Annotated in this window: 19 protein-coding genes; 8 read left to right on the forward strand and 11 right to left on the reverse strand. The window is 65.2% G+C overall.

The genetic code is table 11. The features are described 5' to 3' along the window. Positions 1-132: 132 nt before the first annotated feature. The 7 genes from P1X14_RS15280 to uvrB form a co-directional block, all read right to left on the reverse strand. Positions 133-609: a hypothetical protein gene (locus P1X14_RS15280; protein ID WP_277316253.1), complete on the reverse strand. Its 477-nt coding sequence runs from the start codon at positions 607-609 to the stop codon at positions 133-135. Between the two features lie 71 nt (positions 610-680). Continuing rightward, positions 681-1,217 carry a hypothetical protein gene (locus tag P1X14_RS15285; protein ID WP_277316254.1) on the reverse strand — a complete coding sequence of 179 codons (537 nt, stop codon included), beginning with the start codon at positions 1,215-1,217 and terminating at the stop codon, positions 681-683. Between the two features lie 72 nt (positions 1,218-1,289). Next, positions 1,290-1,718: a hemerythrin domain-containing protein gene (locus P1X14_RS15290; RefSeq protein WP_277316255.1), complete on the reverse strand. Its 429-nt coding sequence runs from the start codon at positions 1,716-1,718 to the stop codon at positions 1,290-1,292. 122 nt (positions 1,719-1,840) lie between these two features. Continuing rightward, on the reverse strand, positions 1,841-2,869 hold the full coding sequence (locus P1X14_RS15295; protein WP_277316256.1) for a glycoside hydrolase family 5 protein: 1,029 nt from the start codon (positions 2,867-2,869) through the stop codon (positions 1,841-1,843). Beyond that, positions 2,866-3,978, reverse strand: coding sequence for a glycoside hydrolase family 5 protein (locus P1X14_RS15300; RefSeq protein ID WP_277316257.1), 1,113 nt, complete (start codon positions 3,976-3,978; stop codon positions 2,866-2,868). Before P1X14_RS15300 ends, P1X14_RS15295 begins: the two co-directional genes overlap by 4 nt. Positions 3,979-4,089: 111 nt before the next feature. Next, the gene (locus P1X14_RS15305; protein ID WP_277316258.1) at positions 4,090-5,097 is read right to left on the reverse strand and encodes a histone deacetylase family protein; all 1,008 of its coding nucleotides are present in this window, start codon (positions 5,095-5,097) and stop codon (positions 4,090-4,092) included. Then, complete coding sequence (uvrB, locus tag P1X14_RS15310) at positions 5,097-7,289, reverse strand: excinuclease ABC subunit UvrB (RefSeq protein WP_277316260.1); 2,193 nt, start codon at positions 7,287-7,289, stop codon at positions 5,097-5,099. Before uvrB ends, P1X14_RS15305 begins: the two co-directional genes overlap by 1 nt. 53 nt (positions 7,290-7,342) lie before the next feature. Here uvrB and P1X14_RS15315 point away from each other — a divergent pair, with 53 nt between their 5' ends. From P1X14_RS15315 to P1X14_RS15335, 5 genes are read left to right on the forward strand one after another with little or no spacing between them, the layout of a single operon-like run. Then, complete coding sequence (locus tag P1X14_RS15315; protein WP_277316261.1) at positions 7,343-7,906, forward strand: DUF3617 family protein; 564 nt, start codon at positions 7,343-7,345, stop codon at positions 7,904-7,906. Positions 7,907-7,929: 23 nt separating this feature from the next. Next, the gene (locus P1X14_RS15320; protein ID WP_277316262.1) at positions 7,930-8,484 is read left to right on the forward strand and encodes a DUF3617 family protein; all 555 of its coding nucleotides are present in this window, start codon (positions 7,930-7,932) and stop codon (positions 8,482-8,484) included. 10 nt (positions 8,485-8,494) lie between these two features. Continuing rightward, a complete protein-coding gene (locus tag P1X14_RS15325; RefSeq protein WP_277316263.1) occupies positions 8,495-9,046 on the forward strand; it encodes a DUF3617 domain-containing protein in 552 nt (183 codons plus the stop codon). A 5-nt stretch (positions 9,047-9,051) separates the two neighbouring features. Next, entirely contained in the window at positions 9,052-9,570 is a 519-nt protein-coding gene (locus P1X14_RS15330; RefSeq protein ID WP_277316264.1) for a DUF3617 family protein, read from the forward strand. After that, the gene (locus P1X14_RS15335; protein WP_277316265.1) at positions 9,567-10,091 is read left to right on the forward strand and encodes a DUF3617 family protein; all 525 of its coding nucleotides are present in this window, start codon (positions 9,567-9,569) and stop codon (positions 10,089-10,091) included. The genes P1X14_RS15330 and P1X14_RS15335 overlap by 4 nt, the downstream gene beginning before the upstream one ends. Positions 10,092-10,097: 6 nt before the next feature. On the opposite strand, the gene P1X14_RS15340 is transcribed toward P1X14_RS15335, so the two are convergent. Further along, entirely contained in the window at positions 10,098-10,559 is a 462-nt protein-coding gene (locus tag P1X14_RS15340) for a hypothetical protein (RefSeq protein ID WP_277316266.1), read from the reverse strand. A 146-nt stretch (positions 10,560-10,705) separates the two neighbouring features. On the opposite strand from P1X14_RS15340, the gene P1X14_RS15345 reads away from it, so the two are divergent. Then, positions 10,706-11,215 carry a DUF3617 family protein gene (locus P1X14_RS15345; protein ID WP_277316267.1) on the forward strand — a complete coding sequence of 170 codons (510 nt, stop codon included), beginning with the start codon at positions 10,706-10,708 and terminating at the stop codon, positions 11,213-11,215. A 3-nt stretch (positions 11,216-11,218) separates the two neighbouring features. Here the strand turns inward: P1X14_RS15345 and P1X14_RS15350 are convergent, their stop codons facing one another. Together P1X14_RS15350 and P1X14_RS15355 are read right to left on the reverse strand one after the other, a co-directional pair. Further along, positions 11,219-11,647, reverse strand: a complete 429-nt coding sequence (locus tag P1X14_RS15350; RefSeq protein WP_277316268.1) for a hypothetical protein — start codon at positions 11,645-11,647, stop codon at positions 11,219-11,221. A gap of 45 nt (positions 11,648-11,692) precedes the next feature. Continuing rightward, the gene (locus P1X14_RS15355) at positions 11,693-12,871 is read right to left on the reverse strand and encodes an MBL fold metallo-hydrolase (protein ID WP_277316269.1); all 1,179 of its coding nucleotides are present in this window, start codon (positions 12,869-12,871) and stop codon (positions 11,693-11,695) included. Positions 12,872-12,948: 77 nt separating this feature from the next. Here P1X14_RS15355 and ligA point away from each other — a divergent pair, with 77 nt between their 5' ends. Together ligA and P1X14_RS15365 are read left to right on the forward strand one after the other, a co-directional pair. Next, positions 12,949-15,087, forward strand: a complete 2,139-nt coding sequence (ligA, locus tag P1X14_RS15360; RefSeq protein WP_277316270.1) for an NAD-dependent DNA ligase LigA — start codon at positions 12,949-12,951, stop codon at positions 15,085-15,087. 212 nt (positions 15,088-15,299) lie between these two features. Then, a complete protein-coding gene (locus tag P1X14_RS15365) occupies positions 15,300-18,113 on the forward strand; it encodes a TonB-dependent receptor (RefSeq protein ID WP_277316271.1) in 2,814 nt (937 codons plus the stop codon). A 219-nt stretch (positions 18,114-18,332) separates the two neighbouring features. Here the strand turns inward: P1X14_RS15365 and P1X14_RS15370 are convergent, their stop codons facing one another. Next, positions 18,333-18,923: an HD domain-containing protein gene (locus tag P1X14_RS15370; protein WP_277316272.1), complete on the reverse strand. Its 591-nt coding sequence runs from the start codon at positions 18,921-18,923 to the stop codon at positions 18,333-18,335. Positions 18,924-19,029: the final 106 nt, after the last annotated feature.

The raw sequence follows: 19,029 nt of genomic DNA on the forward strand, positions 1-19,029 counted from the left end.
GCTGTACCCCGCCTGGGCACGTCAACTGTTTGAATCACCGCGAGTCGCAGATCAAGTCTTGTATTTTATCGATGTTTCGACGATTCTCTTCCGCCTGCCCGAAAGCGACCGCGTCGCCGGGCGACTCACCCCCTACAGACAGGCCTTGATCACCTCGCCGACCATCTTGTCGCCGGGCGTGATGAACGCCGGTGTGCCATCGACTTCGGCGCCGATACGCTGCGGATTGCCGCCCAGCGTATCGCGGATGAACGGCATGGAGGCAGGCGCCGCCGCCTCGACCAGCGCATCGTCGTCGCCATCGACTTCGGCATTGACCGCGGGGAAGCTGTGCGACGCGCCGTCTGCCTCGATCTTCACCTGCCCGCCGCTCGCCGCGATCGATCCGGGCAGCGTGAAGACGATCGCGCCCTTCGCCCGGTCGCATCGCACCGCGAGCAGCACGTCCTGCTCGGGCGACATATAGAGCGCGGCGCTATCCTTGCGCACCCAGGTGCCGGCGGTGAACTCGATGCCGTGCATGTTGGGCACGTCCACCTCGGCACTGCCATTGTTGGCAACAGGCTGGCTCGAACAGGCGCCGAGCAGCATCAGGGCGGGCATCAGCATGCGCATTTTCATGACGCCGGATGTACGCCCGCGCCGGACCGCAATCAAACCGATCCGGCCCTATCGCCGGTTCAGCGGCAATCCTCGGCGACGCGCAGGATTTCGGAATGGGCGGGCAGCACCAGTGGCGCAACGCCCGGGGACTGCACCACAAACTTGCCGCGGCTGTATCCAATCGCATCGATCAGCGAATCCCGCACACCCAGTTCGGCAGCGCCATAGCCGGTGCCCGCGGGCAGCAGATCGAAGCCGCGCAGCGTCGATGAAGTCCGCACCGTCATCTGCGCCGGCGTCTCGCCGCGACGCGACAGATAGATGCGCTGGCGCTCGCGGTCGCAACGAACGGTGAAGTCCGCATCGGCGCCGGTGCGGCCATACAGCGCGATGCTGCCGCGCCCGTCCTGGCGATAGACCCAGCTTCCCGGCGTCAGCGGCCAATCACGCCATTCCCCGGTCAGCTGTGGCGTGGAAGGCGCCGGCGTCGGGCTGGGCGTCGGCGCCGGGACCGGCACCGGGCGGGCGGGCGTCGGAATGACTTCGACCGGTCCCGCACAGCTGCCAAGCAGCGCGAGCGATGTCAGGGCGGCGGGGATGGCAAAGCGGAACATGGCCGCCTTATGCGGGATGGCGCCGCAGCGCTCAACCTTCGACTTGGTCCCGATACGGACGGGGTGGTCCGCTTATGCGGCGCGGCGCTTCAGCACACGCTCAGCATGGGCGTAGAGCTCACGCTCCTCGCTGAGGATACGGCCGGCGATACGGGTCATGATATCCGTCGTGGCGATGCGGAACGCATCCCATTCGCGACCGACCCGCACCACTGGCCAGTCCGCGATATAGCGCCCGAACATCTCGCCCAGCCCGCCATGCTCGCGGCGATAGCTCCATGCCGTAGCAATCGCCGCTGCATCGCCCGAAATGATCAGCTGCTCGTAGACGACCAAGTCCTCCCGCGCGCAATGCTCGAACAGCTCCTGCGCCATCCGCCAGCGCACCGCGGCCACCGCAGCGGGATCGGGCACCCGGTTGGCCACGATGGCGAGCATCTGCGCCGCCTGGGCCTCAAGCGAACGATGTTCGGTACAGAGCTGCTCAATCGTTCCGTTCACGCGACTCACCCTTAATCTGGATCAACTCTGCACGATCCAGTCGGGTTCCGTCTGTTACGTAATTTTCCGGTTTAGCGCCGAAATGGACGAATATCGGGCAACTATCCGTGGTGAACTCCCGGTTATTGCAGCGTGGTGGTGGTCCGGATCGCTTCGATCATCCCGGGAATCCACTTATTCCCTTCACGTAAGCGGAAAGTATTGGTGTAGGCCCATGCACAGCTCTGGATTCCGATCGACGCATAAGCCGCGCTGATCGTGCGATAATAATCGATCCGCTGATCGAGCGAGACTGCCGGAATATCGAACGCGCCATATTCGCCGACGAACGGCACCCGGCCGGTGCGCGCCATATAATCGCGGACCTTCTTCAGATTGCCGTCGAGATAGGCCAGGTCGCCATCCACCGGAAAGCTGCGCCCGATCTTCGGCGAGGGATCGACCCAGCTCGCGCCCTGATGGGTGAAGTCGAACGGATCATAGGTGTGGATCGTCGGCACGACATAGGGATCGTCCGGCAGCTCCAGCGTGGCGAGCGAATCCACCCCGCTCCAGTTCTGCCCACCGATGATCACCGGGCGCGTCGGATTGCTCGCGCGCACCGCCGCCAGCGCCGGGTTCAGGATCTTCAGCAGGTTGCGATTGTCGATCGCCCGGTTCGGCTCGTTCAGCAGTTCGAACCAGACATTGCCGGGCGCATCGGCAAAGGCAGCGCCGATCTGCCGCCACAACGCCGCGAAGCGCTCGGCATGCTTGTCCGGCTCGACGATCAGCTCGTCATAATTGTGCAGGTTGAGGATCACGTTCAGCCCGGCGCGGTTCGCGGTGCGCACCACATGGCTGACCCGCGCCATCCACTTCGCGTCGATCGTATAGGGCGCCTGCTCGAGCGCATGGGTCGACCAGCGCACCGGCAGGCGGATCGTCGCAAAGCCCGCCGCCTTGATCACCCTGAAATCGTCATCGGCGATAGCGCGGCCCCAATCGCCTTCGTTGGGCGGCTCCATATGATTGCCCATGTTGACGCACTTGCCGATCGGCAGCGCGATGCCGGTCTTCGGCTTGGCGGCGGGCGCCGGAACATAATGCTGTGCGGTGGCGGGCATGGCGATGGCGAGGCCCAGCCCCGCGGCGATCAGCGTGCGGATCATGGCAGCGTCCTCGTCGTGACGATCGCGTCGGCCACCCCGGGCGTCCACCCGCTACCGTCGCGCCACAGATGCATGGTGTTCGTATAGCCCCAGGCACAGCTCTGCACCCCGGCCGAGGCAAAGGCCGCGCTGACCATCCCGTAATAGGTCGCGCGCGCGGCATTGGGCCGGATTTCGTGCGCGCCATATTCACCGACGAACGGCACCCGCCCGGTCGAACTGATGAACCCGCGGATCTTGCCCAGCACCGCGTTCAGATCGGCAATGTCGCCCGCAGTCCCGAAATCGTCGCGGCTCGATGGCGTCATCCATGGCGCGGTATCGAAGCCGAAATTCTGCGGATCGTAATAATGGAAGGTCGGCACGATGTTCGGATCGGCCGGAAAGGCCATGGTCAGCATGTGATCGATATTCGCCCAGCTCGGCCCGTCGATCACCACCTGCCGCGTCGGATTGGTTGCGCGCACCGCGGCCAGCGCCGGCCCCTGGATCGCCAGATTGTTGCTGGCGTCCAGCCGGTTGTTCGGCTCGTTGATCAGCTCGAAATAGACGGTCGGCGGGTAATCCTTGAACGCCACTCCGATCTGCCGCCACATCTCGGCAAAGCGCGCGGCATGGCCCGCGGGATCGGTGAACAGCTCCTCATAATGATGCATGTCGATGATGATCGCCATGTCGGCCGCCACCGCCAGATCGACGATATGCTTCACCCGCGCCATGAACGCCGCGTCGATCGTATAGGGCGCGACGGCAAGCGCATGCGCCGAGAAACGCACGGGCAGGCGGATGCCGGTGAACCCCTTCGACTTGATGTTGGCGATGTCGCTGTCGAGGAACGCCCGGCCCCATGACCCTTCGGTCGGCGCCTCAAGCATGTTGGACAGGTTGACGCACTTGCCGAGCTTGAGCGAACCGCCGGTGGTCGGGATCGCAGCGGCCGCGGGGGTGAACGCCGCGACCGGCGTGGACGTCGGGCTGGGCGTGGGAGTCGAAGCCGCCGGCGTCGGCGTGGGCGCCGCCACCGCAGCGGACCCGCTCCCCGGCGCCGCGCCGCTGCACGCGACCAGGCTCAACACCATCAACGACGCGACTACGCGCTTGCGCCTCATGCCACTCTCCCAACCTGCGCCGTGCGTCCCCAGGGGAAACACCGCCGCTTATGTCAACGTTGACAAGGTACGGATGAAAAGCGGCCATGCAAGTGGAAATGTTAGCGCTATCTAAAAGCCCGAGAGGAACGCCGCGACATTCTCGCCCAGCGCATCGACGGCATAGCCGCCCTCCAGCACGATCAATGTGGGCAGCCCCGCCTCCGCAATCCGCCGCGCGATCACCGGATAATCGGCGGTGACGAATTTGAAATGCGAGATCGGATCCTCGGCAAAGGTATCCGCGCCGAACGACACCACGACCAGTTCCGGCCCGAACCCCGCGATGGCCGCCAGCGCCGTATCGAGCGCCGGCAGATAGTCCGCGATCCCCGTCCCGCGCGGCAGCGGCAGGTTCAGCGTCGCCCCCTCGCCCGCCCCTTGCCCGCGTTCGTCGGCATGCCCCCAGTAAAAGGGATAATCGGTCGCCGGATCGGCATGGATCGAGGTGAAGAACACGTCCCCGCGCTCCAGGAAAATATCCTGCGTCCCGTTGCCATGGTGATAGTCGATGTCGAGGATCGCCACGCGGCGCTGGCCCGCATCCACCGCCGCCTGCGCCGCGATGGCGGCATTGTTGAGGTAGCAATAGCCCCCGCAATAGTCCGCGCCCGAATGATGCCCCGGTGGCCGGCACAGCGCGAAGCTGGCCCTCGCCTCGCCATCGAGCAGCGGCTGCAATGCGGTGAGTGCCGTCTGCGCACCCCAATAGGCCGCATCCCATGTCCCCGCAGCAATCGGCGTCGCCGCATCATAGCTGTATCGCCCCAGCAGCGCATCGATCCGCGTAAGATTGACCGGGCGCCGTCCGACGACGGGCCAGACATAGCCGATGGCATCGCCGGGGCGACCTGCTTCGGTCCAGCGGGCATGCGCGGTCTGGAGGAAGTCGAGATAGTCGGGGGTGTGAATGCGGGCAATCGGCGCCAACCCGAAATCCCGCGCAGCCACGGTATCGCCCAGCCGCTCCGCTACGATCCCCGGCCGCGCCACGGTCTCGGCGTAATCCGTCCACGCGCCATTATGCAGTTCCAGCGCGGGAGCATGCGCAAGCTGATGGGGGTCGAAGACCTTCAGCATCAATGCTTGCCCCCACCCCATTTCGTCCGGCCTTCCTTCCCGAACCGCCCCTTGCGCGTCCCGGGCTTGCCCTCGTTGCTGCGCCCCATCACCGGCGCCTTGCGTTCGTCCACCGGCAGCCCGAGTTCCTCGGCTTCCAGCGCCCGAATTTCGTCGCGCAGCTTGCCGGCTTCCTCGAACTCCAGGTTCGCGGCGGCATCGCGCATCTTCTTCTCCAGGCTCTCGATGTACGAGCGCAGGTTGTGGCCCACCATGTGCGGGCGGTCCTCGTCGATATCGACGGTGACCTGATCCTTCGACGCGACATGGGCGATGATGTCGCCGATATCGCGCTTGATCGTGGTCGGGGTGATGCCGTGTTCCAGATTATAGGCGTGCTGCTTCTCGCGGCGGCGGTCGGTTTCGGCGATGGCGCGTTCCATGCTGCCGGTCATACGGTCGGCATAGAGGATCACGCGGCCGTCCACGTTGCGCGCGGCGCGGCCGATGGTCTGGATCAGCGAGGTCTCGCTGCGCAAAAAGCCTTCCTTGTCGGCGTCGAGGATCGCGACCAGCCCGCATTCGGGAATGTCGAGCCCCTCGCGCAGCAGGTTGATGCCGACCAGCACGTCGTACACGCCCATGCGCAGGTCGCGGATCAACTCGATGCGTTCCAGCGTCTCGGTATCGGAATGCATGTAGCGGACGCGCAGTCCCGCCTCATGCATATATTCGGTCAGATCCTCGGCCATGCGCTTGGTCAGGGTGGTGACCAGTGAGCGATAGCCCAGCTCCGCGGTCTTGCGGCATTCGACGATCAGGTCCTGCACCTGCTCCTCGACCGGGCGGATCTCGACCGGCGGATCGATCAGCCCGGTAGGGCGGATCACCTGCTCGCTGAACACGCCGCCGGTCTGCTCCATCTCCCACGCGCCGGGCGTCGCCGAGACATAGGTAGTCTGGGGCCGCATCGCGTCCCATTCGTTGAAGCGCAGCGGGCGGTTGTCGATCGCCGACGGCAAGCGGAAGCCATATTCCGCCAGCGTCACCTTCCGGCGATGATCGCCACGCGACATGCCGTTGATCTGGCCGATGGTCTGGTGGCTCTCGTCGACGAACAGCAGGGCATTGTCGGGCAGATATTCGAACAGGGTGGGCGGCGGCTCGCCGGGCATGCGTCCGGTGAGGAAGCGCGAGTAATTCTCGATCCCCGCACAGCTGCCGGTCGCCGCGATCATCTCCAGATCGAAATTGGTCCGCTGCTCCAGCCGCTGATGCTCGAGCAACTTGCCCTCGGCATGCAGCTCCTTCAGCCGTTCGGACAGTTCGTGGCGGATCGCCTCCATCGCCTGCTTCAGCGTCGGCCCGGGCGTCACGTGGTGCGAATTGGCGTAGACGCGGACATAGTCCAGGTTCGCCACCTTCTGTCCGGTCAGCGGGTCGAACTCGGTGATCTCCTCGATATCGTCACCGAAGAAGCTGATCCGCCAGGCGGTATCCTCATAGTGCGACGGGAATATCTCGAGACTGTCGCCGCGCACGCGGAACGCGCCGCGGGTAAAGGCCGCGTCGTTGCGCTTGTACTGCAGCGCCACCAGCTTGCGGATGATCTCACGCTGATCGACGCTCTGACCCTTCTTCAGGTCAAAGATCATCGCGGAGTAGGTCTCGACCGAACCGATGCCGTACAGGCACGAAACCGACGCCACGATGATCACATCGTCGCGCTCCAGCAGCGACCTTGTGGCGGAGTGCCGCATCCGGTCGATCGCCTCGTTCACCGAGCTTTCCTTCTCGATGTAGGTGTCGCTGCGGGCGACATAGGCTTCCGGCTGATAATAGTCGTAATAGCTGACGAAATACTCGACCGCATTCTCGGGGAAGAAGCTCTTCATCTCGCCATAGAGCTGCGCCGCAAGGATCTTGTTGGGCGCCAGGATCAACGCGGGGCGCTGGGTCGCTTCGATCACCTTGGCGACGGTAAAAGTTTTACCCGAACCGGTGACGCCCAGCAGCACTTGGTCGCGCTCGCCCGCTTCCACCGCAGCGACCATCTCGGCGATGGCGCCCGGCTGGTCACCCGACGGCGTATAGTCGGAAACGATACGGAACTTGCGCCCGCCCTCCATCTTGTCCGGCCGGTTGGGCCGGTGGGGGACAAAGCTCTGACCCGTCTCGGGTTCTTCGAGGCTGGTGCGAATCTGGATTGCCATAAACCGGGAATATGGGGAGAGTCGCACGCAACGAAAAGCCGGAAGAACAAAAAATGAACCGTTTGATCCTGGCGCCGCTCGCGCTGCTCGCCATTCCGCTCACCGGCGCGGGCCAGAGCAGCCCCGGCAGCTTCAGCCTGACCAACGCGACTTCGGCCCAGGTCGCCGAGGCCTACAAGACGAAAAAGCCCGGCGCGCCGATCGCCACCGGCCAGTGGGAACGCCGCTACGAGATCAAGAGCCTCGACCTGCCCGACATGCCGGCCGGCCCGGATCGCGACGCACGCATCGCAGCGGCCAAGGCGGAACCCAAGGTCGAGAGCTTCTGCCAGGAACCGACCACCGAGCAGAGCGCGCCCGAGCCGGCCGCGGTGTTCGAGATGATGGGCGAGCAGTGCGTCTATGACCGGATCAGCATGGGCGGCGGCAAGTTCGACGCGGTGGCGCGCTGCAAGTCGCCCGAAGGCCTGCCGGTCAGCAACACCATCACCGGCACCTACGACACCACCAGCTTCATGATCCACATGAACCTCGAAATGACCTACCCGGCCCCGGCGGGGCGGGTGAAGCTGGCGATGGACGTCAGCGGCCGCCGGACCGGCGTGTGCACCAAATAAGGCACGAAACAGGAGAGAAGCCGATGACCACGAAGATCGTCACGCCGATGGCGCTGCTGCTTACGCTCGCCGCTTGTGGCGGCCCGAGTGTCTCGCTGACCAATGCCACGCCCGATGAAGTCGCCAAGGCCGCGGCCGCGAACGGGCTGAAGCCCACGATGCGCGCCGGCATGTGGGAGACTACGGTGGAGATCACCGAATATGACATTGCCGGCATGCCCGCCGAGATGAAGGCGCAGGCGCTGGCCAAGGCCAAGGAGGACGGCAAGAAGCGCCCCAGCAAATATTGCCTGTCGGAAGAAGAAGCGAAAAAGCCCGGCGGCATGTTCACCGGCGCCGAGGAATCGACCTGCACCTACAGCAAGTTCGAAATGAACGGCGGCAAGATCGACATGGTGATGGTCTGCCCCGGACCGGGCGGCCAGAACATGACGATGAGCGTCAACGGCACCTTCAACGGGGATACGGCAACCGCCGTCACCTCGATCAAGTCCACCGGCCAGTTCGGCATGAGCATGAAGGCGAACACCACCAGCAAGCGCACGGGCGATTGCCCGGCCGCGCCGGCCAAGAAGTAAGGAACTCCGCATGAACCGTATCGTCCTCGCTCCGATCGCACTCGCCTTCGCCCTCGCGGCATGCAATTCGGGGCCCAGCGTCTCGCTTACCAACGCAACGCCCGAGGAAGTCGCCAAGGCCGTCGATAAGGCCGGCGCCAATCAGAAGATGAAGCCGGGCCAGTGGGAACTGAAGCTCGAAGTCATCGATATCGAAGGCCCCGGCATCACCCCGGACATGCAGGCCGCGATGAAGAGCCAGGGCAGCCGCACCGACAGCAAGTGCGTCACCAAGGAAGATGTCGACAAGCCGATGTCGGAAATCCTGGCCGGCGCGCCGTCGAGCCAGTGCCGTTTCGCCAAATATTCGATCGACGGCGGCAAGGTCGCTTCCGAAATGCGTTGCCCGGGACCGGGTGGCGAGATGATCGTGAAGTCCGACGCGACCTACACCGATTCGAGCATAACCGCGGTCGCCGAGACCGACATGACGATGCCCACCGGCAAGGCGCACAGCAAGATGCGCATCAGCGGCAAGCGCACCGGCGAGTGCACCACGCCGCCGGCTCCGGCGAAGAAGTAAGCCCCATGTACCGCATCCTGATGCCGCTCGCCGCGTCACTGACGCTGGGGGCGGGTCAGGATGCCGGTCCGCCGGGCGCTGTATCGCTGACCGACGCAAAGCCGTCCGACGTGGTGAAGGCGATGCAGCCGCACGACCCGGCCTTCGTCATGCGGCCCGGCGAATGGGAGATCATCAGCAAGCGGCCACCGGGTTATCAGCCCATTCCCCGCGAATGCCTGACGCCCGAAGCGGCCCGCGAGCGGAAATATTCCGAGACCTTCGCGCTGAACGACGATCTCTGCACCTATCGCCGCTTCTCCTATCGCGACGGCAAGGTTTCCAGCGAGCAGTTCTGCTATCTGGACGTGGAGGTCGGGGCCAAGCCGGTCCCGTCCGTCGATATCCGCATCGACTCCACCCACACCCCGGATCGCGCCGAATTCACGATGTGGACGCGTTCGAAAACCGACGGAACATGGGAAAAACCGTCGCACGCGGTGATGCGCCGCGTCGGCGATTGTCCCACGGAGAACGCCAAATGATCGCATACCGCGTCCTGATTCCACTGGCCGCCTCGCTGACCCTCGGGGCCAGTCAGGATGCCGGCGTCTCGCTGACTGATGCGTCGCAGGATCAGGTGATCGAAGCCGTGCAGCGTTCGGGCCTGACCTCGAAGATCAGGGCGGGTCGCTGGTCGCAATCGATCCGGGTGATCGACTTCTCGAAGCCCGGCACGACCGCGGATCAGCGCAACCAGATCCTCGCCGCCGAACCCCGGACCAGCGTCCAGTGCATCGCCAGCGAGCAGGACAAGGTCGTGATCCCCGGCATCATCCCTTCGCTGGGCGAAGGATGCTCGTACCGCAGCTATAAGCTGACCGGGAAGTCGGTCTCGATGGAAGTCGTCTGCGCGGATGGCGGCACGCGCATGGCAATCACCGGCAATTTCTCGCCCCTCACCTATTACGGGCAGATCGAAGCCACCGTCGGCGAGGTTAAATCGAAGATAGAGATGACGCTGGTGTATCGGGGCCAATGCAGGGGCGACGAGGCCAAGGACTGAGCGTCCTTACTGCACCCGCCGGTACGCCACCCGCCACATCGCCAGCCCGATCAGTCCGGCCACCACCGCGACCACTGCGCTGGTCAGCACCGCGCTGATCCAGCGATACAGCAGCGTGTTGTTGTCCATCGGCGGCATTTCCAGCAGGCCGAATCCCCAGGTCTGCGCACCGACCAGGATCGCCAGCGCCGCCCCCGCGCCGACCATCGCAGCGTGGCGTGCGCGGCGCAGGCCGGCGACATGCATCACCAGCCATAGCGGCCCCGCCACCGCCGTGATCGCGATCGCGGAAAAGGCCGAACCCAGCAGGAACCAGCCGGTCAGCGGCAGCGGATCGCGCGCGCCACCCAGGACCACCAGCGCAAGCACCGCCAGTCCGCCCAGCAGCGCCCCCAGCCCCAGCGCAAAGCCGGTCCGGTCGAGCGTGGTCTCATAGACTTTCGGCACGCGACTCACGCCTTCGGTCACTTGGCAGTCACCTGGAATTCCCTCCAACCCCTTGCGCGACGAAATACGCTTCCCCGCGCGCAGCCTCAAGCGTCTCTGCGCCTCGATTTAACCGATTTGAAACGCCCCTGCGGCACCCCTTTTGCCGCGTCACGGGAGGGGAACCCATGATTCGGTACGCTTCGCTTGCTTCGTTGCTGCTGCTCGCCGCCTGTGGGCCGAGCATCGACAATCCGTCGAATCTTCCGAAACTGGGCAAATGGGAGCGCGAGTCGAAGCTCGTCGCGCTGGTTGCCAACGATGTGTGGATCGATCGCAAGGACGCTCCCTTCCAGCTTCCCCCGGACCAGACCGAGGTGAAGGATTGTTTCGAACCCACGCTGAAGTCACAGCGCGAAATCAATCGCGATATGCTCGCCAACACCGACCAGATGTGCCGCCTCGAAGGGCTGGAGCAGAAGGGCGGGCTGATCACCAGCACCGGCACCTGCGGCCCGACCGAGAAGTCCGGCATGACCATCACCGGCACGATCGAGTTCAACGGCGTCGAGCGCGAAAACTATGCCGACGCGACCGTATCGGTGCTGATGCACGTCAAGGGTCGCGAAGGCAGCAGCGAACGCGTCCGCGCCGCCTATTCCACCAAATGGCGCCGCATCGGCGATTGCCGCAGCTAGGGCCTATTTCTCGACGATGGTGAAGCCGGGCACCGGGCGGGTTTCCCCGCCGTCATGGTACATGTCGATATAGATATCGACCGGCGCCTGTCCCGGACAGGTCACCTTGTAGAGATCGACGATGAAGCCGAACGGCCCCTCGCCGACATTGCCCGCGCGGTTGAACGATGGGGCCTCGCCGCTCGCACAGCGCAACCGGCGCAAATAGGCCCACTGGCCCCGCGGCTGGTTCTCGCGGACGGGATTCTCCTTCGATCCCAGCGGATAGGCCTCCGCTTCCTTGATCGCCGCTTCCAGCGCCTCGCCGCGCATGCCGCCGCCCAGTTCGAGCATCATGTCGCGTGCACCGTTCTCGCGTGCCTGCGCCTGCGCCGCGCCGATCGACATCGCTGCCGCTCCGGTCACCAGCATCATCCGAATCATGGACTTCATCCGCTCACCCTCCCCAGATCTGCCGGAGGATAGCCGCACCCGGCCTCAGCGCAACGCCTTGAAATCGCCCCGCGCGATGCAGCGGTCGAGCGCCGCCAGATCGGGTCGCGGCGGCGTCGTGCCCAGCGGCGCGATCTCCACCTTTTCGCCGATCCCGTGCGCCGCAAACCGCGCCGTATCGCTCCCCGCACAACTCAGCATGCCCTGCAGCATCAGCGGCGGCGTCTCGCGGCCCTCGCGGCTCAGACGGAACGTACCCCAATGGATCGCGATGGCGCGCGGGCGGCCAAGGCCATCCCACACCCGGATCGCGTCGGGCGGGCCGACATGACTGCCATTCTCCATCTGCCCTTCCTCGAACCGGAATGCGCCGATGGGGATGCCCGCCAGCCGGATCGGCCCCAGCGCCGCCGCCTCGGCCGGCCATTTGCCGTCGCCAAGGCCGGTATCGCCCGCGAAGAAGAAATTGCCGCCCGGCATCCGCACCACGAAGCTGGACCAGAGCGCACGGTTGCGGTCGCTGAACCAGCGGCTGCCCCAGTGATGGTTGCGCGTCACCGCCACTTCGATCCCCGGCCGGATCGTCAGGCGTCCGCCCCAGTCGAGCGCGGTCGCCGGAACCCCCGCCTGCCCGATCACACTGTCATTGCCCAGCGAGGTCACGATCCGCGGCCGGTCGCGATCCCACAGTCGCTTGAGGGTGGTCAGGTCGAGATGGTCGTAATGATTGTGGCTGACCAGCACGAGATCGATCTTCGGCATATCCTCGAAGCGGATGCCCGGATCGGCCACGCGGCGCGGCCCCACGCCCAGCGGCCCGGCGGTGTCGCTCCAGATCGGATCGGTCAGGATGTTCAGCCCGTTGGCCTGTACCAGCATCGTCGCATGCCCCACCCATGTGACGACCATCCGCCCGCCATCCACCCGCGCCTCGGGCTTGGAAGGCGTCACCGCCACCCGCTCGGGCCATACCGGCCGCTCGGCATCGCCGAACGCCTGGCGCCACATGAAGCCGAACCGGCTGCGGCCCTGCGTCGTCTTCAGCCGGTCGTCATCGCCATCGGGATTGAAGAAATGCTCCCCGTCGAAATGCGACGAGAGGGCACCGCGATAATAGACGCGGTCGAGAAGATGCGGGACGATCGTGAGCGTCAGCAACAGCAGGACCACCGCCCAGAGCAGGATCGTACCGGTCCAGCGCAGGGCGGGATGAATGCGGTGCATGGTGCCTATGTTGCGAGTGCTGCGCGTGCGTTCAAGCGGGGTTGATCCAGTGCCTGTCCCGCGCCTACCCGTTCTGCATGACCGCGCCGCTCCCCGCCACGCCCGAAGAAGCCGCAACCGAGCTGGAGCGCCTCGCCGCCGAGATCGCGCACCACAACCGCCTGTATCACACCGACGACGCGCCCGAGATCAGCGACGCCGAATATGACGCGCTGATGCGGCGGAACACCGCGATCGAGGCGGCCTTCCCCGATCTGGTCCGCGAGGATTCGCCCTCGAAGCTGGTCGGCGCCGCGCCCGCGTCGAACCTGTCCAAGGTCGCCCATGCGCGCCCGATGTTCAGCCTCGACAACGCATTCTCGGACGAAGACGTCGCGGATTTCCTCGGCCGCGTCCGCCGCTTCCTCAACCTGCCCGAGAGCGAGCCAATCGCGCTCACCGCCGAGCCCAAGATCGACGGCCTCTCCTGTTCTCTGCGCTACGAAAAGGGCCAGCTGGTCCAGGCGCTCACCCGCGGCGACGGCCAGATCGGCGAGGACGTCACCGCCAATGTCCGCACCATCGACGGCATCCCGGCCACGCTATCCGAAGCATTCGGCTTGCCCGATGTGTTCGAGGTCCGCGGCGAAATCTATATGGCGAAGGCCGATTTCGCCGCGCTCAACGCCCGCCTGCTCGCCGAGGCCGAAGGGACGGCCAAGGAAGCGCGCCAGTTCGCCAATCCGCGCAACGCCGCCGCCGGTTCCCTGCGTCAGAAGGACGCCAGCGTCACCGCATCGCGCCCGTTGCGCTTCTTCGCCTGGGGCTGGGGTGAAATCGACAAGCCGCTCGCCGACCGCCAGTCGGCGCAGATCCGCCTGATCGGCAAGGACTTCCCGGTCTCCGATCTGTTCGCCGGCCCGCTCGATCTTGCCGGCGCGCTGGACCAGTATCGCGCGATCGAGCGCCAGCGCGCCGACCTGCCCTTCGATATCGATGGCGTGGTCTACAAGGTCGACCGGCTCGACTGGCAGCAGCGGCTCGGGTTCGTCGGCCGCTTCCCCCGCTGGGCGATCGCCCACAAATTCCCCGCCGAGCGCGCCGAGACGACACTGCGCGAGATCGACATCCAGGTCGGCCGCACCGGCAAGCTGACCCCCGTCGCCCGGCTCGAGCCGGTCACGGTCGGCGGCGTGGTCGTCACCAACGCCACGCTGCACAATGCCGACGAGATCGAGCGGCTGGGCGTCCGCCCCGGCGACCGCGTCGTGCTGCAGCGCGCGGGCGACGTCATCCCTCAGATCGTCGAGAACCTCACCCGCGACGAAGCCCGCGATCCCTGGTCGTTCCCCACCCATTGCCCGCAATGCCAGTCCGACGCGGTGCGTGAGGAAGGCGAAGTCGATATCCGCTGCACCGGCGGCCTGATCTGCCCGGCCCAGCGGCAGGAGCGCCTCCGCCATTTCGTCAGCCGCGGCGCGCTCGATATCGAGGGGCTGGGCGAGAAGACCATCGTCGAGTTTCTCGAACTGGGCTGGATCCGCGAACCCGCCGACATCTTCCGCCTCGCCGAGCATCGCGAGGAACTGCTCGGCCGTGAGGGCTGGAAGGAAAAGTCGGTCGACAATCTGCTCGATGCGATCGAGGCCAAGCGCACGCCCGATCCGGTCCGCCTGTTGTTCGGCCTCGGCATCCGCCATGTCGGCGTGGTCACCGCGCGCGACCTGCTCAAGCGCTACGCCACGTTCGATGCGATCAAGGCGATGGCCGACACGGTCATCGCCCTGCGCGATTCGATCACCCCCGCGGTCGGCGAGACCGACCAGAAATTCCGCAACCGGCTCGACAAGGCGATCGCCGAGCATATCGGCGTCGAGAATGTCGGCAGCGCGGTGGGTCACGCCCTCGCCGACTTCTTCCACGAGCCGCACAACCGCGCGGTGTGGGACGATCTGCTCGCGCAAGTCTCCCCGCCACCCTTCGTCGTCGAGGCGCGCGAGTCGCCGGTCACCGGCAAGACTTTGGTCTTCACCGGCAGTCTGGAAACCCTCAGCCGCGACGAGGCCAAGGCGCAGGCGGAGGCGCTCGGCGCCCGAGTCGCGGGATCGGTCTCGGCCAAGACCGACCTCGTCATCGCGGGTCCCGGTGCGGGCTCGAAGCTTAAGAAGGCCGCCGAACTCGGGATCGAAGTGATCGACGAGGCAGCATGGACGGAAATCTTTTCCCGGGCATCCTGAGTCGCTGGACACGCAGAAATCCGTTGTTTTTCGGCGAGTCACACCGCTCCGGAAGTGATGCTTTTTTGCAACGCAGCATCCCTGAATCTCGGTTCGGGGCAGAGTCGCGTTGACTGTCACGGAACTGCCATCAAGTGTCGCCAGAGGCGGCGTAGACGGTGAACCGCACCGCGTGTTTTTTTACGGGCACCAACCCACCAAAGGGGAAGACCATGCGCACTAAGCTTTTCGCAGGCGTGGCATTTGCCGCGCTTATCCTGCCTTCGGCAGCCTTCGCTCAGTCGACCGGTTCGACCGACTTCGAAGCAGAGAATGAAATCGTCGTCACCGGCACGGCAGTCGCGCGCAGCGTCGGCGGCGTGGAGCTTCCCGACTCGCCCAAGTCGAAGGTCGTCATCGACGCCGAGCTGATCGGTCGCCAGCGTCCCGGCCAGACCGTCAACGAAATCATCAACCTCGTCCCGGGTGTCAGCTTCCAGAGCAACGACGCCACCGGTTCGGCCGGCGGCACGTTCACGATCCGCGGCTTCGATTCGTCGCGTATCTCGCAGACGGTCGACGGCATTCCGCTGAACGACACCGGCAACTACGCCATCTATTCGAACCAGCAGCAGGATTCGGAAACGCTGGCTTCGGTCAACGTCAACCTCGGCACCACCGACGTCGACAGCCCGACCGCTTCGGCCGTCGGCGGCACCGTCAACATCCGCACCCGCGTCCCGGGCGACTCGCTCGGCGGCATGGTCAGTGCGATGTACGGCAACTACATCACCGAAGGCGCTGGCGATCGTCCGATCCATCGCGTGTTCGGCATGCTCGACACCGGCGATTTCACCGGCATGGGCACCAAGGCTTTCGTGTCGGCCTCGTGGACCAACGCGCGCCAGCCGTTCAACAATTACGGCCGCATCCAGAAGCAGCAGTATAACGGCCGCATCTATCAGGAAATCGGCTCGAACGGCGACTTCGTCTCGGTCTCGGGTCACTATAACGAGAACCGCAACAACTTCTTCGGTTCGGTTCCGCTGCGCACCGACGCCAGCGCGAGCCGCATCGTCGGCCCGAACTCGGCCAACCGCTTCCCGCTCACCAACGCCGAGCGTTTCTACAACATCAACTATCCGTGCACGATCGCACCTGCGGTCAACAACCCGGCCTATGCGGGCGGCGTTGGCGCGGCACCGGCCAACCCGACTGCCGGCGCGGCCTGCGGCGCGGAATTCGATCGTCGCTACAACCCGTCGAACACCGGCAACATCCGCGGTAACTCGCGCTTCACCCTGTCCGATGGCCTGGTGCTGACGATCGACCCGAGCTTCCAGTATGTGAAGGCGAACGGCGGCGGCGTGGTCAACGCGAGCGAAGCGTTCGGCAACCTCACCGGCACCCGTCCGGCGGGCAGCACGACCACCGGCTATGTCGGCATCCTGAACACCGGTCCGAACACCGGCAACACCGGCTCGCCCTCGGGCTTCGGTCACTATTTCGGCCGCGACCTGAACGGTGACGGCGACATGACCGACACCATCCTGCTGACCAACCCCAGCCAGACGACGACCCGCCGCTATGTGGTGATCAGCTCGCTCGCCTATGAGCTGAACGCCAGCAACCGCGTCCGCCTGACCTACACCTATGACCGTGGCCGTCATCGCCAGACCGGCGAATATGGCTATGTCTATGTCAACGGTGAGCCGAGCGACGTCTTCCCGGTGAACAACCCGATCCTGGGCGCCGACGGCACCCCGGTTCAGAAGCGTGACCGTCTGTCGTACGCGACCCTGAACCAGATCTCGGGCGAATATCGCGGCCAGTTCCTGAACGACTCGCTGACGGTCGTTCTGGGTGTCCGTGCACCGTGGTTCCAGCGTGATCTGGATCAGCGCTGCTTCACGATCGCTGCCAACGGCAACGTCTCGTGCGTCGCTGCCAGCCAGGTTGCCGCCTACACGGCTGCCAACCCGTACATCTACATCCCGGCGGGCCAGACCACGGTCGGCACCACCACCCGTCCGGCAAGCTGCGGCGGCACCACCGTGCTCACCGCGGGCTGCGTGATCGGCTTCGCCGCTCCGCAGAAGCGCACCTACAAGTATGACAAGATCCTCCCGAACGTAGGCTTCACCTACGCGATCACGGACGATCTGCGCTTCAACTTCAACTTCGCCCAGGGCCTGTCGGTGCCGAGCACGGACAACCTGTACAACGCGATGTACTATCCGGTCGGCGATGCGAACGCGACGCCGCTGCCGGAGACCAGCGACAGCTTCGACGCCGGTCTGCGTTACTCGAGCCGCGGCCTCCAGATCCAGCTCGCTGGCTGGTACACCTCGTTCCAGAACCGCATCGCTTCGGTCTATGATCCGGAGACCGATCAGAGCCTGTACCGCAACCTCGGCGACGTCGAGAAGTACGGTGTCGACGCCTCGATCGCGTTCAAGCCGGTTCCCGATCTGCTGCTGTACGCCTTCGGTTCGTACCTGCACTCGGAAATCAAGGACAACCTGGAATCGGGCCGTTACGTCAACGGTTCGGGCACCACGGTCACCAACTACTTCCAGACCGCCGGCAAGCGTGAAGGCGGCGCTCCGGAGTGGACCTTCGGTGGTCGTATCCAGGGCACCTTGGGCCCGGTCGATCTGGGCGTGCAGGCCAAGTACACGGGCTCGCGTTTCGTCAATGACGAAAACCTGCCGATCTATGCCTGCGTCGGCACCTTCGTCGGCGGCGTCTGCCCGGTTGCGGGCAACGGCGTTCCGGTGACCGTCGGCGCGACGCAGACCCAGATCTACAGCGCGAAGATCCCGGCCTACACGGTGGTCGACCTCGACCTCCGCTTCAACATGGCGGACTACGGCCTCGAAAAGACCTACATCCAGGTCAACGTCAGCAACCTGTTCGACACCCTCTATGTCGGTGGCGTCTCGGGTTCGAACGGCTTCGTGGGTGTGGGCAACCGCTACAACATCCCGAACGTCGTGATCGGCACGCCGCGCTCGATCACCGTTGCTCTGGTGGTTGGCTTCTAAGCCACTCGCCACAACGAGCTGAAATGAAGACCGCCGCTCCCGAAAGGGGGCGGCGGTTTTCGTTTGGGGGTGAGTTAAGTCGGCCCCTTCTAAATCCTCCCCCGCCAGAGGGAGGTGTCAGCACAGCTGACGGAGGGGGAGGATTCCAGAACGGAGGTGGTGATGCGACCCCTCCGCCGCCTTCGGCGCCACGTCCCCCTTGCGGGGGAGGATTGGGTATCACGCCGTCTCGGCGGCCTTCGCGTACATCGAGTTGATCGGCCGCGCGAACACGCGCCGCACCATCGGCTCGAAGAATTCCAGCGGCTCGCTGTCGTAATCCGGATCGAACGCCGCCTGATCGTATTTCGCGCAGAACTCCTCGCACGCCGCATAATGCGGATGACCGCGGAATGCGTCGCGCGCGTCCCGGTCCATCCCGAGGAAGTGGAAGAAATAATAGCCCTGGAAGGCGCCGTGATTCTGGCAGATCCAGTGGATCTCTTCGCTCACGAACGGCTTCAGGATCGCCGCGCCGATCTCGGGATGGTTATAGCTGCCCAGCGTGTCGCCGATATCGTGGAGCAGCGCCATCACCACATAATCCTCGCCTCGCCCGTCGCGATGCGCGCGAGTCGCGGTCTGGAGCGAATGCTGCATCCGGTCGATCGGAAAGCCGCCGAAATCACCGTCGAGCAGCCGCAGATGCGCCATCACCCGGTCTGCCAGCCCGCTCGCAAAGCCGCGAAATTGCCCGCCGATGATGTTCCAGTCCGCCTGCGTGCCTTCGCTCATCGCCGTGAAAGACGCCCGCTCGCCGCTATCTTCCATGTCCCTCTCCTGCGTCTTTGCCCGGCTTGTGCCGGGGGGCGGTGCCGGCCCGCTCCCCACCCGGCCACCCATAGAATATACTTCCGTTGGGTGGCCGGGTGGGGAG

It is taken from the genome of Sphingomonas sp. AOB5, from assembly GCF_029433115.1.
Classification (GTDB): domain Bacteria; phylum Pseudomonadota; class Alphaproteobacteria; order Sphingomonadales; family Sphingomonadaceae; genus Sphingomonas.

Bases quoted from the DNA above. Each gene is read 5' to 3' on its own strand.
- P1X14_RS15280 (WP_277316253.1), bottom strand. From the start codon at position 609: ATGCTGATGCCCGCCCTGATGCTGCTCGGCGCCTGTTCGAGCCAGCCT.
- P1X14_RS15285 (WP_277316254.1), bottom strand. From the start codon at position 1,217: ATGTTCCGCTTTGCCATCCCCGCCGCCCTGACATCGCTCGCGCTGCTT.
- P1X14_RS15295 (WP_277316256.1), bottom strand. From the start codon at position 2,869: ATGATCCGCACGCTGATCGCCGCGGGGCTGGGCCTCGCCATCGCCATG.
- P1X14_RS15300 (WP_277316257.1), bottom strand. From the start codon at position 3,978: ATGAGGCGCAAGCGCGTAGTCGCGTCGTTGATGGTGTTGAGCCTGGTC.
- P1X14_RS15305 (WP_277316258.1), bottom strand. From the start codon at position 5,097: ATGCTGAAGGTCTTCGACCCCCATCAGCTTGCGCATGCTCCCGCGCTG.
- uvrB (WP_277316260.1), bottom strand. From the start codon at position 7,289: ATGGCAATCCAGATTCGCACCAGCCTCGAAGAACCCGAGACGGGTCAG.
- P1X14_RS15315 (WP_277316261.1), top strand. From the start codon at position 7,343: ATGAACCGTTTGATCCTGGCGCCGCTCGCGCTGCTCGCCATTCCGCTC.
- P1X14_RS15320 (WP_277316262.1), top strand. From the start codon at position 7,930: ATGACCACGAAGATCGTCACGCCGATGGCGCTGCTGCTTACGCTCGCC.
- P1X14_RS15325 (WP_277316263.1), top strand. From the start codon at position 8,495: ATGAACCGTATCGTCCTCGCTCCGATCGCACTCGCCTTCGCCCTCGCG.
- P1X14_RS15330 (WP_277316264.1), top strand. From the start codon at position 9,052: ATGTACCGCATCCTGATGCCGCTCGCCGCGTCACTGACGCTGGGGGCG.
- P1X14_RS15335 (WP_277316265.1), top strand. From the start codon at position 9,567: ATGATCGCATACCGCGTCCTGATTCCACTGGCCGCCTCGCTGACCCTC.
- P1X14_RS15345 (WP_277316267.1), top strand. From the start codon at position 10,706: ATGATTCGGTACGCTTCGCTTGCTTCGTTGCTGCTGCTCGCCGCCTGT.
- P1X14_RS15350 (WP_277316268.1), bottom strand. From the start codon at position 11,647: ATGAAGTCCATGATTCGGATGATGCTGGTGACCGGAGCGGCAGCGATG.
- P1X14_RS15355 (WP_277316269.1), bottom strand. From the start codon at position 12,871: ATGCACCGCATTCATCCCGCCCTGCGCTGGACCGGTACGATCCTGCTC.
- ligA (WP_277316270.1), top strand. From the start codon at position 12,949: ATGACCGCGCCGCTCCCCGCCACGCCCGAAGAAGCCGCAACCGAGCTG.
- P1X14_RS15365 (WP_277316271.1), top strand. From the start codon at position 15,300: ATGCGCACTAAGCTTTTCGCAGGCGTGGCATTTGCCGCGCTTATCCTG.
- P1X14_RS15370 (WP_277316272.1), bottom strand. From the start codon at position 18,923: ATGGAAGATAGCGGCGAGCGGGCGTCTTTCACGGCGATGAGCGAAGGC.